General features: G+C 42.0%; 11 protein-coding genes, 9 tRNA genes and 1 pseudogene. 14 read left to right on the top strand and 7 right to left on the bottom strand.

The window, feature by feature from the left end; all coding sequences use genetic code 11:
- Window positions 1-2: 2 nt before the first annotated feature.
- The 10 genes from ACFE90_RS01620 to ACFE90_RS01575 all read left to right on the top strand — a co-directional run bounded on the left by ACFE90_RS01620 (window position 3) and on the right by ACFE90_RS01575 (window position 2,272).
- Window positions 3-87 (top strand) — tRNA-Ser (locus ACFE90_RS01620).
- Window positions 88-93: 6 nt separating this feature from the next.
- Window positions 94-167 (top strand) — tRNA-Arg (locus ACFE90_RS01615).
- A gap of 129 nt (window positions 168-296) precedes the next feature.
- Window positions 297-370, top strand: a tRNA-Leu gene (locus ACFE90_RS01610).
- Between the two features lie 20 nt (window positions 371-390).
- Window positions 391-468 (top strand) — tRNA-Leu (locus tag ACFE90_RS01605).
- 4 nt (window positions 469-472) lie between these two features.
- A tRNA-Lys gene (locus ACFE90_RS01600) sits at window positions 473-544 on the top strand.
- 9 nt (window positions 545-553) lie between these two features.
- A tRNA-Lys gene (locus ACFE90_RS01595) sits at window positions 554-628 on the top strand.
- A 6-nt stretch (window positions 629-634) separates the two neighbouring features.
- Window positions 635-708 (top strand) — tRNA-Leu (locus ACFE90_RS01590).
- Window positions 709-804: 96 nt separating this feature from the next.
- Window positions 805-877: transfer RNA gene (locus ACFE90_RS01585), tRNA-Thr, on the top strand.
- Between the two features lie 8 nt (window positions 878-885).
- Window positions 886-976: transfer RNA gene (locus ACFE90_RS01580), tRNA-Gly, on the top strand.
- A gap of 342 nt (window positions 977-1,318) precedes the next feature.
- Entirely contained in the window at window positions 1,319-2,272 is a 954-nt protein-coding gene (locus ACFE90_RS01575; RefSeq protein WP_375497241.1) for a ParB/RepB/Spo0J family partition protein, read from the top strand.
- 107 nt (window positions 2,273-2,379) lie between these two features.
- On the opposite strand, the gene ACFE90_RS01570 is transcribed toward ACFE90_RS01575, so the two are convergent.
- Window positions 2,380-3,183, bottom strand: a complete 804-nt coding sequence (locus ACFE90_RS01570) for an aldo/keto reductase (RefSeq protein ID WP_375497129.1) — start codon at window positions 3,181-3,183, stop codon at window positions 2,380-2,382.
- 226 nt (window positions 3,184-3,409) lie between these two features.
- Between ACFE90_RS01570 and ACFE90_RS01565 the strand changes: the two genes are divergently transcribed.
- From ACFE90_RS01565 to ACFE90_RS01555, 3 genes and pseudogenes are all read left to right on the top strand, one after another.
- Entirely contained in the window at window positions 3,410-4,399 is a 990-nt protein-coding gene (locus ACFE90_RS01565) for a pentapeptide repeat-containing protein (RefSeq protein WP_375497127.1), read from the top strand.
- Between the two features lie 66 nt (window positions 4,400-4,465).
- Entirely contained in the window at window positions 4,466-4,723 is a 258-nt protein-coding gene (locus ACFE90_RS01560; protein ID WP_375497125.1) for a hypothetical protein, read from the top strand.
- Window positions 4,724-4,926: 203 nt separating this feature from the next.
- Window positions 4,927-5,328, top strand: a pseudogene (locus tag ACFE90_RS01555) (transposase); the annotation flags it as partial.
- Between the two features lie 131 nt (window positions 5,329-5,459).
- Here the strand turns inward: ACFE90_RS01555 and ACFE90_RS01550 are convergent.
- The 6 genes from ACFE90_RS01550 to ACFE90_RS01525 form a co-directional block, all read right to left on the bottom strand.
- Entirely contained in the window at window positions 5,460-5,612 is a 153-nt protein-coding gene (locus tag ACFE90_RS01550) for a hypothetical protein (protein ID WP_375497123.1), read from the bottom strand.
- A 42-nt stretch (window positions 5,613-5,654) separates the two neighbouring features.
- Complete coding sequence (locus tag ACFE90_RS01545) at window positions 5,655-6,638, bottom strand: aldo/keto reductase family protein (protein ID WP_375497121.1); 984 nt, start codon at window positions 6,636-6,638, stop codon at window positions 5,655-5,657.
- 225 nt (window positions 6,639-6,863) lie between these two features.
- Window positions 6,864-9,632, bottom strand: coding sequence for a TIGR02921 family PEP-CTERM protein (locus ACFE90_RS01540; protein WP_375497119.1), 2,769 nt, complete (start codon window positions 9,630-9,632; stop codon window positions 6,864-6,866).
- A gap of 427 nt (window positions 9,633-10,059) precedes the next feature.
- Window positions 10,060-11,385 carry a guanitoxin biosynthesis MATE family efflux transporter GntT gene (gntT, locus tag ACFE90_RS01535; protein ID WP_375497117.1) on the bottom strand — a complete coding sequence of 442 codons (1,326 nt, stop codon included), beginning with the start codon at window positions 11,383-11,385 and terminating at the stop codon, window positions 10,060-10,062.
- Window positions 11,386-11,506: 121 nt separating this feature from the next.
- On the bottom strand, window positions 11,507-12,148 hold the full coding sequence (locus ACFE90_RS01530) for a glutathione S-transferase family protein (RefSeq protein WP_375497115.1): 642 nt from the start codon (window positions 12,146-12,148) through the stop codon (window positions 11,507-11,509).
- A 158-nt stretch (window positions 12,149-12,306) separates the two neighbouring features.
- The gene (locus ACFE90_RS01525; RefSeq protein ID WP_375497113.1) at window positions 12,307-12,486 is read right to left on the bottom strand and encodes a hypothetical protein; all 180 of its coding nucleotides are present in this window, start codon (window positions 12,484-12,486) and stop codon (window positions 12,307-12,309) included.
- A gap of 211 nt (window positions 12,487-12,697) precedes the next feature.
- Between ACFE90_RS01525 and ACFE90_RS01520 the strand changes: the two genes are divergently transcribed.
- On the top strand, window positions 12,698-13,177 hold the full coding sequence (locus tag ACFE90_RS01520) for a hypothetical protein (RefSeq protein ID WP_375497111.1): 480 nt from the start codon (window positions 12,698-12,700) through the stop codon (window positions 13,175-13,177).
- Window positions 13,178-13,229 lie beyond the last annotated feature (52 nt).

Raw genomic sequence — 13,229 nt, 5'->3', positions numbered from 1 at the left:
CTGGAGAGATTGCTATCGGCAGGGCAAGCTGTTTGCTAAACAGTCGTGGATGTAAGTCCACTGTGGGTTCAACTCCCTCTCTCTCCGCCTTATGAGAACGTGGTGTAACTGGATAACACATCGGTCTACGAAACTGAAAAGTGAAGGTTCAAGTCCTTCCGTTCTCGCCTTACCCCCTAGTAGCTCAGTTGGTAGTAGCGCCTGTCTGTTCGCGTAGCGTCTCCGATAGAAGAAGAACAGGAGGTCATCCGTACCCTTCGGGAAGCAAGCTACAAATCCTACCATCCCGACCATTTGCCCTTGTGACGAAACTGGCAAACGTGCTGGTCTTAGAAACCAGATTTTGTGGGTTCAACTCCCACCAAGGGTACTGGGCATTTGCCCAACCATACTCCCGTGGCGAAATTGGTAAACGCTTCCGTTTGAGGAACGGAATTTTTGCAGGTTCAATTCCTGTCGGGAGTACCAATTTGGGTCGTTGGCAGAGCGGATATGCAGCTGCCTTTTAAGCAGACTTATCCAGGTTCAACCCCTGGGCGACCCATCAACTCTTGGGCGTTTGGCAGAACGGTTATGCTCCTGACTCTTAATCAGGCTGACACAGGTTCGACCCCTGTAGCGCCCACCAAAACTTACCCCTGTAACCCAATTGGAAGAGGTGCCAAACCTAAAATTTGGAAGTTGCTAGTTCAAATCCAGTCAGGGGTATTGGTGAATATGCGGGGATGGAGCAACGGTGGCTCGTGGGGCTGCATAATCAGAGCATCGGCAGGTTCAACTCCTGCCCCCGTTACCAAAATTAGTGCTGGTGTAGCTCAATTGGCAGAGCAACTGACTTGTAATCAGTAGGTTGCAGGTTCAATTCCTGTTACCAGCTTAACTAACGCGGTCATGGTGTAGCGGTAAACACCCCTGGCTTCCAACCAGGAGACACGAGTACCCTGCGGGAAACAAGCTACGAGTCTCGTTGATCGCTCTGGGCAACTAGTCTTGAAAACTAGAGCAGGGTAACACTTGGAGGTTCAATTCCTCCATCTTCCGCCTTCCACCTGAAGCCGACTCATTGAGGCGCTGTGCTGATAACACAGATTATTGAGGGGCAGTACCTCTAAGAGTGGATTCTCCCTGCTCCAGCGTAGACCGCCGCAGGCATCGTCCAAGCACTTAACTAACAATTTTCTTAGAGGAAAGGCTATCCAGTATTGCACTGCGATCGCACAAAAACGACAAGGGAAGTGCGATCGCCTTTTGTCGTGTCTTCTGACCAAGAAGCTTGACAACTACCTTGCAGAACTTACAACCTTAATTTGTGACAACAGTGAGCAAAAAAGAACAACCTTATACCAGCCAATTAAAAGGTGTAGCCGCCCTACTCGGCGAAAGCTTTAACCAAACCCAAAGTACTGCTAATTCACCAACTACTGTTGCCATCAACTTAATCAAGCTGCCTGCCTCACAACCCCGCCGCTACTTCGACACTCAAAAGCTGGAAGAACTATCACGCTCAATCAAAGAGCTAGGTATCCTCGAACCTCTGTTGGTGCGACCCCTACCGGGTGAAGGGTATGAACTTGTGGCAAAAGAACGCCGTTTAAGGGCTGCTCAACTTGCTCTCATAACCGAAGTCCCTGTGGTTATCCGCGAAATGGATGATGTCACCACCTCTAAGGTGCAGCTTGTTGAAAATCTCCAGCGCGAAGACCTAAATCCTGTAGAAGAAACCGAGGGAATACTTGAACTTTTGAGCATTGAACTCAGTGTTACCAGAAACGAGGTTATCTCCGTCCTCAACTCTGCTGCCAATGCCAAAAAGCGAAACTTGGATTTGACGGAAAACGTTTTCCGTCAGATGGAAACTATTGAATCTATCCTCTTAGCCATCGGTAAATTCAGCGCTGAAAGTTTTCGCGTCAGCCGCATTCCTTTGCTCAATCTCCCTGCTGATGTGCTAGAGGTACTGCGTTCTGGTCAAATCGAATACACTAAAGCACGAGCGATCACCCGAATTCAAGATGAAAAAACAAGAATTCAACTCTTAGAAGATGTGATCGCCTACAATCTCTCACTGAGCGAAATCAAGCGTAAGATTCAAGAAATTGAGTCTGCTGCTCAATCAGAGTCATCAGAGCAAACAGAACCAGCATCCATAAAAGAGCGTGTTGATGATACTTTTCAACGCTTCAAAAAAGCGAAAGTATGGGATGATCCGAAGAAAAAATCCAAAGTAGAGAAGTTGTTAGCTCAGTTGGAAGCATTGATGAAAACTGAATAGAAAATTGTGATGCTCACAAAGGAGTCGCCTGATGGTGATTACCTTGTCCTGTCAAAGACGCTGCGCGATCGCAACCAGCAGTCTTTGGATACACTTTCAACCCGTCCTCAAACCCACTGAGTATCAAACGCATCTTGCCCAGTTCCATAAATCAAGTCGCCATATTCCTGCCAATGGGCTACTTCTTGCTTTGAAATTTGAGGTGAGTTTAATACAGAAAGATTTTCTTCTAATTGCTGCCTAGTTTGGGGTGCGGTGAGTGCCAGACGTATTGCCGGATGACTTAGCACATAGCGGTAACAGTCTGCTGCCGTAGGTGGTTGAAGCTGCCAGTTGTGATGACCTTTGAGTAACGTTCCCCAGCGCGTGCAAGTAAATGCCACCACGGGAATACCAGCTTTTTGAGCAGCAGGCAAAACATCTTCTTCAGCCTTGCGATGTGCCATATTGTAACGGTGCATCAACACATCACACTGATGACCTTCTATCATTTCTAAAGCAATAACTCGATTGTGTGTGGTAACTCCCACGTAGCGCACAACTCCAGAGTCCTTCCACAAACGAAGTTCATCAAGCAACACCTGAACCTGGGTCATGTCGTCAGCAGGCGAAACATATTCAATAAAAAATATATCCACCTGCTCAACATCTAGGCGACGGCGCACAGAGTTGAGGTAAAGGCGTAAAGATTGTATATCTCGGTTTTCACTCCCCGTTGCCACCAAGACCTGCTCACGGTTTGTTAGCAACAGAGATTTTAAGCCACTCAAAAAGTTTTCAGATTCTAAATTGTAAAAGAAAAAGTAATTGATTCCCGCCTCAAATGTCAATAAAACAGTTGCAGCATCCATCGATTGCCCTGCCAAACCGAGAATACTTGCTGGTTGTCCTTGTAGTGTTGATAATTCCACGGTCAACTATCCGACTTCTTACTTTCAGTGTATTACGCCAGTACGATGCTAGTGAGGACATCATCAATGAATGTTAATTTTTGGGCGATCTCTTCTTCAAGCTTTCGCGTTGAGCGTCTCGTAGAGAGGAAATGTGAGATATGTCTGGGGCGATCGCTTCATTAAAAGATGTTCAAAAGAGTCAAGTGCGTTGACGTAGCGTTGCTGTAGTAAAGTATTTCTTATTATGAGTGTTTTTACTCGTATTATAGAAGCCATGTTAAACATTGAACAATTACGAGAGAGCTTTGCCAGAGTTTACGAGGGGCCGGATAATCTACAGCATGAGTGCGACATGATAAAGGAAGCTGAACAGTTAAATATTCCGTTAGATACTTATCGCCGCTTGTATGTTTTTAAAACAGATGAACCTGTTGCCCCTTACCCCAAATCTGATAGTTGGAAAAAAATAGCATCAGTATGGACAAAATGGTTCATGTCTTTACCCTTGAAGAATAAAATATTTCTTCTCCGCAAGGGAATATTTTGGCTGTTACAAAAGGGTATTTTGTTGAGTGCTGTTTTTGCTATCGGACACTATATCTGGACTATCCCAGAAAGACACAAACAAGCTCTTGAACAAAAAAAACAAGCACACTACCAAGCTTGGCTAATTATTAATTCTGCCCAACAAAATCAAACTGCTAGTGGAGGAAGAAAGGAAGCTCTCGAAGATTTAAGTAAAGATGATGTTAGTTTAGAAGGGGTAAATGCTAGTGGGTTAAGTGCCAACAATAAAACATATTTAAGATTTATCCAACTTCAAGGTGCTAATCTCCAATATGCTAAATTGCAATATACCGACTTGACGGGCGCTAATTTCCAAAATACATATTTTTTTAAAGCTAATTTTCAAGGTTCCCGTATGCCTGGAGCCAACTTCTCTAAAGCTGATCTCAAAAACGCTAACCTTACAAAAACTGATATAGGTTTATTATCTTTATTATCTAAAGATGGTAATAAAAACCTTATTAGCGCTAACTTTCAAGATGCTAATCTTCAAGATGCTAATCTTCAAGATGCGGATCTTCAAGGGGCTAATCTTCAAGATGCGGATCTCATTAGAACAGACCTTCGTGGAAGCAAAAATATAAGCACAGAGCAAGTTAAATCTGCAAAAAACTGGCAGCAAGCATACTACTCTCCAGAGTTTCGTAAGCAATTAGGTTTGCCTTGAAGACATTCGGAAGTTGTACAATGTGCTTTAAAATCAATACAAAAATAGTGATTGAAGGATATAAAAATGGTTAACCAACAGGATCAAACATTAGGAAGACAACTTGAACGCCACTTGGATGATATTATCAAAGACTTTAATCAGGTATTAGAAAAATATGGGTTTCCAAAAACTAGAGTAGTTAGTTTTACAGTTAAACAATTGAATTCGTTGAGTGCGCCGTCTTCACACCATAATCCTAGTACAGAGGCTTCACCAGATGCTTCAGATAATCTAGATGATCCCATCACAACATGTGACGCCAAGGGTCATTGTCAGCCCTAACTGTAGCGGCTTGTAAACAAGGTGAAGGTGTCCTTTTTCCTACAAAAGTGTTAAACAGCATAAGTTTAATTTCCCCCACTTGCTTTGGAACCAGTGCCGAGCAACGAAGTTACTCGGCATTGGCTATTGGGACTTAAACAAAATTTAAGAGTAAAAAAGAGTATAATGCTATGTCAGTATAGGTTTCACGTTGAAAAAAGCTGATGAAAGAAACCACCCCCGCAGCAATGCCGCCATGCTTTGAAAGATGGTGTCAAAGGTTTGATGATGTGTTTACTCATAAAGCTCAAAAAAGGGAGTTTAGACACTATGTAGGGGGATTATTGGGTGAAAGTGAGAGAAAAAACCTGTCTGAAATGGCTTCTAATGCTGTAGGAGTAACTTACCACCGATTACACCACTTTTTAACTGAAGCACCTTGGTCTAGTAGCCAGGTGAATGAGCGTCGGTTAGAGATGATGAATAAGTGTAGCCAGACAAGAATCAGTTGAGGGTTTAGCTTAATCATTGACGATTCTGGTCATAGGAAGAGTGGAAATTTTACACAAGGAGTGGTTCGTCAATATATCGGAGAAATTGGCAAAACAGATAATGGGATAGTAGTGGATTGCCTTGCTGCATCTAAATTTCTCAATTGCGTTAACGCAGCGTAAAGCCTTCTCTTCGAGAGGCAACGCCTTCGGCATAGCAACTCTTAGAGACGCTACCGCGAACGCTTAGAGCGAGTCCGCGAGCGTCATTGCGACTTGCGAATTGGTATTAGTCCGGGGAACAGAGCATACAATTTGACCGAGAGCCAAGTTGGAAACGGCACAATGACTTCCGTAGCACCCCGGCATAATCCAGCGATCGTGGCACGAGCAACCTTTTCTGCGCTGGCAGAAATCAACAGCAGCGAATCACCAATACCGAACCAAGCAAATTCTTTACGTCAAACACCAACAGTGAGGCGATCGCTGATTTCCATTTCCAGAACTTCTTCAACGTGTTGAATTGTTGCTCTCGACAGTTGCTTACCTGATGCACTAACGTTTTCTTGTACCTGTGCTGGTTTGCTTGCGCCGATGATAACGCTACTAATTTCGGGATTGCGTAAGCACCAGGTAAGCGCTAATTGGCTCAGGCTCAAACCTTCTTGCTCGGCGATGGGCAACAGTCGCTGCACCTTGAGTAACTGCTGCTGATCCAGTTCCCCATTGTTTAAAAACATATTTTGTTTCGGGTCACTTGCCCGTGAACCTTGGGGTAAGGATTGACCGGGTTTGTATTTACCAGTCAGCAGACCTTGCGCTAAGGGTGAGTAATTGATTATGCCAATCCCTTCTCGGCGGCACACGGGTAACACTTCTTTTTCGATCGTGCGATCAAGCATGTTGTAGCGAGGCTGATCGGATGCGATCGGTGCGAGATTTGCCAACCGGGTTAGGTCGGTCGCATGGGCGAGTTGTCCGGCACTCCATTCAGAAACCCCGTAATAAAGAATTTTTCCCTGTTTCACCAGATGATCAAATGCCATCAAAGTTTCAGCCAGGGGTACAGTCTGGTCATAACGATGTGCCTGGTAGAGGTCAATGTAGTCCAGTCCCAATCGCTTCAGACTGGCATCACATTGCTCCAGAATATGTTTGCGTGATAGTCCGCGATCGTTGGGCCCATTGCCCATTGGGAAATAAACTTTGGTTGCTAGAACATAGGATTCACGCGGGTACTGGCGCAGCACGTTACCCACAATTTTTTCAGCTTCTCCTCCGGCATAAACATTTGCTGTGTCAAAAAAGTTGATTCCCAAATTATAGGCTTGCTCAATACATTGACGGGCAGTGTCTTCTGCCGTTGCGCCACCATAGGTAAGCCATGACCCTAAACAAATTTCCGAGACACGAATGCCGTGTTTACCTAACTGCCGATATTCCATAAGTCATCTCCTTTTTGCGAAACCTTCATTGTCAAAACCAATGCTAAAATTCCTACTTAAAACAAGATGCAATCGAGCGATCGCACCCTGATTAATTCTTTAAACCCACTTTAGAAAACGTTGATGGCTAGATTCTCTTTCATCAGGAAGAGAACCTAGCCATCAATAGGTGTACTTATCCAGTGAGATGATTTCGTTGTCTAATCGAGAACGGTGAGTAATTAATTAACGCCGACGCTTGACAAGGATGAATAGGGCAATCGCACTCACACCTAAAAGCCATCCCCCTGACGCTTCAGGTACGCTAACTTTCAAGGGATTATGGGGTTTAGAAAGATTTTCCTTACCATTCTCAACTTTACGGTCAAAGCGATCGCTTTGGGCTTCTGTTTCTTTGAGTAACTGTCTTTGTTCATCGTTGACTAATACCAACATTGAAGAATAAGGGCTGACAATCTTGTACTTTTTAGCTACGGCATGAATCGTATCTAAACTTTTGAGATTGTCTAACTTAATTTTTTTACTCAACCCTAAAATTAATTGTCTGGCTGCTAATGGCAATAAATCATCTTGTTGGTTGCTAGTTGCAATTGCTGTGTCTAATGTTTGCAGATACCAAGCATAACCATTAACAACACTCACAACAGAGTCATTTAAAACTGATTTGGTAGCAATTCGTTGCAGCACTTCAGAAATATCAACACCAACTCCACCACCACTATCTTGTAATGATTTAATGATGCCATCGTTATAAGCCCCAGGTAATCCACCTAAATGTACCATCCACAAAGGTGCAGGCGTATCGGGAACGGTTTTATTGTTCTTCGACAATTCATAGCTACCTTCATCACTCAATAGTAAAACGACATCATAAGCTGTATCTCCACGCAAATTATTAAACTGTGTCAGCATTTCTTGGGGTTGAATTGTGCCGTAAAAGGCGACTTTTTCCGGTTGAAATTGCTGGAGATCATCTAACCGTTTTGGTGCAGCGCCTGGAGAAACACTAAGATATAAATCTGCATCGTTGTTTGTCAAATCATTATCTGCAAAGCCGTGTTTTTTCAACCATGATAATGTTTGCAACAATTCTTTAATATGTTCCCTCATGCTGCGAGAAGTATCGAGAACTACCGCAACTTTTTGGTGTTTGGGTAAGGTGTAATCTTGACGAAATAGGGGTTTAGCTAATATTTTGTAGCCTTCCTCTAAATTTACTTCATGTAATACCGACTGAATTTTTCCACTCGCGGGGATGAATTCTTCTAACCAAGCATCGTCTTTCAAACCGATTTCTTTGCCGTTGCGGATACGCTTGGTTTGATTAGTCCAGAATATATTACGTCTTTCCCCTAAATCGGGCATTTTCCAACCCAAGTCTTGTCCCAGCACTTTGTAAGTTAACCATAGGTGCATTTCTGTGGGGAGTGGTGGTTGCCCTACTATTTGTTGTACATTCTTAGGAGGAATAGGAAAAGCCCGTAAGCGATAATGTCTCGGCCCTACTTGTTCCAACAAAGCGGGATCTATAGGCCGTGAACGTCTAACTTGAGAATTATAAACTTTTTGGGCAGCACCACGAGGAGAGACAACAAAACGGAAACGTTGGTCTAATTTATTACTATCTCCCAAGTATAAGCCAGTAATTACAGCGCTTTCTGGCAAAGAAAAGGAGTAAAAAACTTCCTGAACTTCTCGTGTTTGGTTTTTATAAACTTCATACAATTCCACATCAGCCCAATCACCATGTTCTTTAACTGTGACTTGTTGTGATACTAATAAAACTTTTTTTTCGTTGATATTTAATAAACCTGCTTTAACTTCTTGTTCGTTAAAAGTAGATTGTACTGCGTGACTAACTGCTGTTTTTTCTGCTTTTTGTAGAGGTGTATCAAAAAAATCGGCGTAAAGTTTCTCTGCCTTGGCAGGATCTTTGTCAGAACCATTATATAAAAATGGCGACATCAGAAAGTTATAAGTTGCTTGCAATCCATCAGCAGCCGATTTATCTAAGCCTAATACATGCTCATACATAGCACTGATGTGGTTATTTTCTTGCTTGCTACTAAGGTAGCGGTAAGAAGATAAATAAGCGTTAACTAATCCTATGCGGATTTGTTCTGACTTGGCTACGAGTGTTTGGCGATCGCTATCATTTTTAGGTGCATTAGCTAAGAGTGAAAAAGCTAATACTTGGGGTTGTTGTTGTAAAGATACAAAAGTAACTGCAAACGCCACAACAACTGCACCAGCACCAGCAAATGTTTTATTCTTACCATGTTCTGAAGCAAAAGCTCTTAAAATTTTTGCTCCCGAATGTACATACATTGCTGTTAACGCCGATGGCATTGCAATAAACAATGTGGCACTAAAACCAAGAATAGCTAGCCAAGTGAGAATCAGGAATAAACCCCCCACAAAAGCTGAGTGATATAGTATATCCCATAATGGTTGTACCCATGCAAATTTGATGAATGCTTGCAACAGAAATACTGCTAAAGGCAAGGCATAAAATAACAATACCGCACCAGCATAAATGCCAAATACCAGCATTAATGTATGGGCTAACATTTGTACCCATTGCAAACTACTTTTGCGCCGGGAAGCATAACCCCAAAATAATTCTCCAGTAAAAGCAGCTATACATACGCCCGTTGTTATCAGAATTTGGCTACTAGCTGATGTCAGTTCTCGAATCACAAATAACCGCAACAAACACAACACAAATAGTGGTGCTTCTACACCATAAAATAGGCGAATTAGTTGTAAAGGTTGTTTAACAAACCTCCAGCCACCAATAATACTACAAATTGTGGGAATGGCAATTAAAGTAACTAGAGTCAAGGAAAATTCAGTTGGAATATCACCTGTTAAGGTTGCCTGAAATAATGGCACACCTACGTATGGCAATATCCCCACGTAAACTAACATTAAAAATGTCAAGTTCCAAAGCCAAAAAATTGCGTAAAAACTTATATTCCAAAACCATTTCACACCTTTACTCCTCTTAAAGTTGATGTTCCTGCACCCATACCCCAGTCTTAATAGTTCATAGTTTCTTATTTTAAGTTTTCCCTCAACACTGGCTTTTCTAACAATTTGCTTAGATAATGAAATCTTGGCACAAGGTTTAACACCAAATATGCCACTCATCACTCCAATAGCCCACATCAGCAGGGTTTTTGGCAATCTTAGGATTCGATTGTTGCTGCGATGGACTATGCTCCGCTTTTAGAGCGATCGCTGCCTATCCCCAGATTTCCTTACCCAGCACCCCATTACCAGCAACCATATTCTGTGCATCTAATGTCTACGACGGCCTACGTCTACGCCCCAATCTTTGTCAATAAACAACGCTTATTTCTAATATTCTTAATTTTCTCCAAACCTAACCTGCAACCTTACCCCCAACACCCTACCCTCACTGTGTTTTACAAAATGATTTTGGTACGCACAATGCCAAAGTTATTGTTCTTGCTGCCATAAATAAAGACATTGATAACCATAGTAAATGACTATTATGGAAATACCAAGCTGTAATTGCTGATGGAATAAAACCAATTACAGTGGCTATAAGCATAGCTTGCCGAAGTATATGACCTTGAGTCAACCCTAAAAAATAACCATCTAACGCATAAGCAACTGAGCCAAAACCTAAAACTGGTAACAACCAAGGAATATAAGAGCGTAAATTATTGATAATTTCAGTATGATTAGTCAGCAATCTTAACAATGATTCTGGGGCAAAAATAAATGCAGTAGCAAACATTAATCCTATAATTAAGCTACTGACTACAGAAGTTTGCAACAGTTGTTTTAAAGAAGTAATATTTCCACTACCTTGAAAAATTCCAGCCAAGCTCTCAGTAGCGAATGCCAAGCCATCAATGAAATATGCTGCCAAGCTCACCACTTGCATCAGGAGGGTATTTGCCGCCAGAATTTCAGTTCCTAACATAGAACTGAGGTTGCTAAACATCGCCATTGTCGAAATTAAAGCAAAAGTCCGAATAATAATTTCTCCATTCAGCATTAAAGCTGATTTTAAAGCAGACAGGTCAAATAGTTCCCCAATTAAAGCTTGTATTTGTTTAAATGAAATTGTTTGACAATATAGCAAAATACCTACCATTAGCATGAGATACTGACTAGTGGCTGTCGCTAACCCAGCTCCTCTACTTGACCATCCCCACTGAACAATAAATAGATAATCAAGTAGTACATTTGCACAATTGCTAATAGCTGAAAGCAACAACACTTTACTACTTTGTGCTTGTCCAAGAAACCAACCAATCAAAACAAAGTTAATCAGTGTTGCAGGGGCACCCCATACTAAAGCATTATAGAAATCAACTCCAGAACTTTTAACTTCTGGTGTAGCACTTAGAATCGCAAACCCTAATATTTGTAAAGGTTGTTGAAATATCAGGATGGCGAGTCCTAATATCAGTGCTAAAATTCCATGCTGTAAACCAATCAGTACTGCCGATTGCTTATCTTTACGCCCGATGGCCTGTGCAACCATTCCAGTTGTACCCATGCGTAAGAAACCGAATGTCCAATAAATATAATTGAATAAAATTGTTGCTAGTGCCACACCTGCTAAATGACGAATCTCCGTTAAATGCCCTAAAAACATTACATCTATTAATCCTGCCAACGGAACCATTAGATTTGAAAGAACATTTACAGATGCAAGTTTTAGAAAATGGCGAATGAATGCTGAACGTTGAGCAAAGATAGACAAAATTACTAAATCCCTTGATCCCTGCTAGAAATTGTAATTTAGAAATAACAACACTAACTATCAATTTCCTAATCAACCTCCGAAAATTCTCTTTTGCTCTCGAGGGCAAGCTAGAGCAGTTCTACATTGTAGCTATCTTGGCATAAAAATCTTCATCAGCACGTATAAAAGCAGGCCGCTGCATTAAGCCATTGATATATTTGCTAAGGGGATCATCATCTAAGAGCATTCCTAACTTTTTAGCCCAGAGCAAAACTCCTCCGGTGATAATATCAGCAGCCGTTAGCCTATTAGCTACTAAATAATTTCTGCCAACCAATACTTCTCTTAGAGGTTCAGCAACTCTGTCAAACCATTGTTGGGATTCTTGTTTTGAAGTTTCCAACCTTACAAAACCCGGCAGCAGTTTTTCTGGCAGATTTGGCAAAACATTAAACATGTAATGCTCAACAGGTGGTTCTAGGGTAACTGCGGCATAAAAGAGCCACTGATGATAATAAGCACGCTCAGGGCTATCTGGGAGTGGAGCAAATCCTAGACTGATATATTTGTCTGCAAGATAAGCACAAATTGCAGCAGACTCAAAAATTGTGACTGATCCATCTACCAAAACTGGTACTTTCCTGTGTGGATGTAGTTCTTTATATTCTGGTTGTTTGGTAATGCTCATATTGACTCGAACTAAGTCATAAGCAATTCCCATTTCTTCTAAAAGCCACCTTGGGCGTACCGCTCTTGTTGTGGGGATGTAATATAGCTTCATTGCTTCTCTTATTTTTTCTTAGTACGATTTTTCCGAGGAGATTGGGACTGCATTTTTTTACTCGGTATCTAGCAGCCCATTGTCCCACAATGCGATCGCAAGGACAAACCTATCAAATCGCTTATCGGTTACATAAAGGCGATCGCCTATGCGGGTTTTCAAATGAAGTAAAGGTACACTTTGAGGATTTCCTGTGTAGGCGATCGCTTTTTCAGTAGCCCAAGCCGCAACGCAATCTCTGGCAAATATACAACCGCAGTTAACAACTTGTGCTGCACTTGTGAGGAATTAGTTGCTCCAGGAACTTTGCAAGCTTTGTAAATCAGGAGCGCAATCACGACGACTTTTTGTCAAAGATGGAGCGCCAGCACTGGTAGGTTTTTTTTATGTATATTCAGTAGCACTGAAGTTACTCTGATTCCGGGCGGCATCAAGAGAAATTTATGCCGAAGATTGCGGCATCACAATATTTTTTATTATAAGTTCACCTATTGATGAATTGGTGTTTATTCCTGATGAAAGAGAACTTAAGCATCAACGTCTTCTAAAGTGGTATTAAAAAATAAACTACGATGCGATCGCCATCACTTAATCGCAACCTGTTTTGAACGGCAGCCCATGTTGGGGAGACATATTCGGACACTCAACAAGAATGTTCTGTCTAACCAATCTGATTGCAATAAAATGTTGGAAAGTGGAGTGCTAGAATTTCCTACCGTATTTCACAACTTTGTGGCTCTTATGCAAAAGCTAGGAGTGGAACTAGAACCCATCCGTGTCGGTTCGGCTTTATTCCCCAAAGATGGCAATCCCTTTTTCTCGAAGGTCACGATTGAGAACAACTATACAGGCATTCAACGCCTCATTGAATATCTGCGCTTCAATACCCTCCATGCCCGTTCCCTTAAATTATGGCTAAAAACGCGATTTGCCCAAATGGAAGATTTTTACGATCAGCCACTGTCTCAATATGTGAACAACCAAAGTATAAGCAATACCTGGCTAAAGTTGCTAACGATGTATAGCTAGGGAGCAACGCGATTTGGTGAGGTAGGATCAAAAACCAGCGATCGCTAACAAC

Origin of the sequence: uncultured Nostoc sp., assembly GCF_964245445.1 — a bacterium.
Lineage (GTDB): Bacteria > Cyanobacteriota > Cyanobacteriia > Cyanobacteriales > Nostocaceae > Nostoc.
Note: the sequence above shows the minus strand (reverse complement) of the source record. Positions and strands in the feature narration are given on the sequence as shown.

Excerpts from the sequence above, each read along its gene's own strand:
- ACFE90_RS01565 (WP_375497127.1), top strand. The coding sequence starts at position 3,410 with ATGAGTGTTTTTACTCGTATTATAGAAGCCATGTTAAACATTGAACAA.
- ACFE90_RS01560 (WP_375497125.1), top strand. The coding sequence starts at position 4,466 with ATGGTTAACCAACAGGATCAAACATTAGGAAGACAACTTGAACGCCAC.
- ACFE90_RS01545 (WP_375497121.1), bottom strand. The coding sequence starts at position 6,638 with ATGGAATATCGGCAGTTAGGTAAACACGGCATTCGTGTCTCGGAAATT.
- ACFE90_RS01530 (WP_375497115.1), bottom strand. The coding sequence starts at position 12,148 with ATGAAGCTATATTACATCCCCACAACAAGAGCGGTACGCCCAAGGTGG.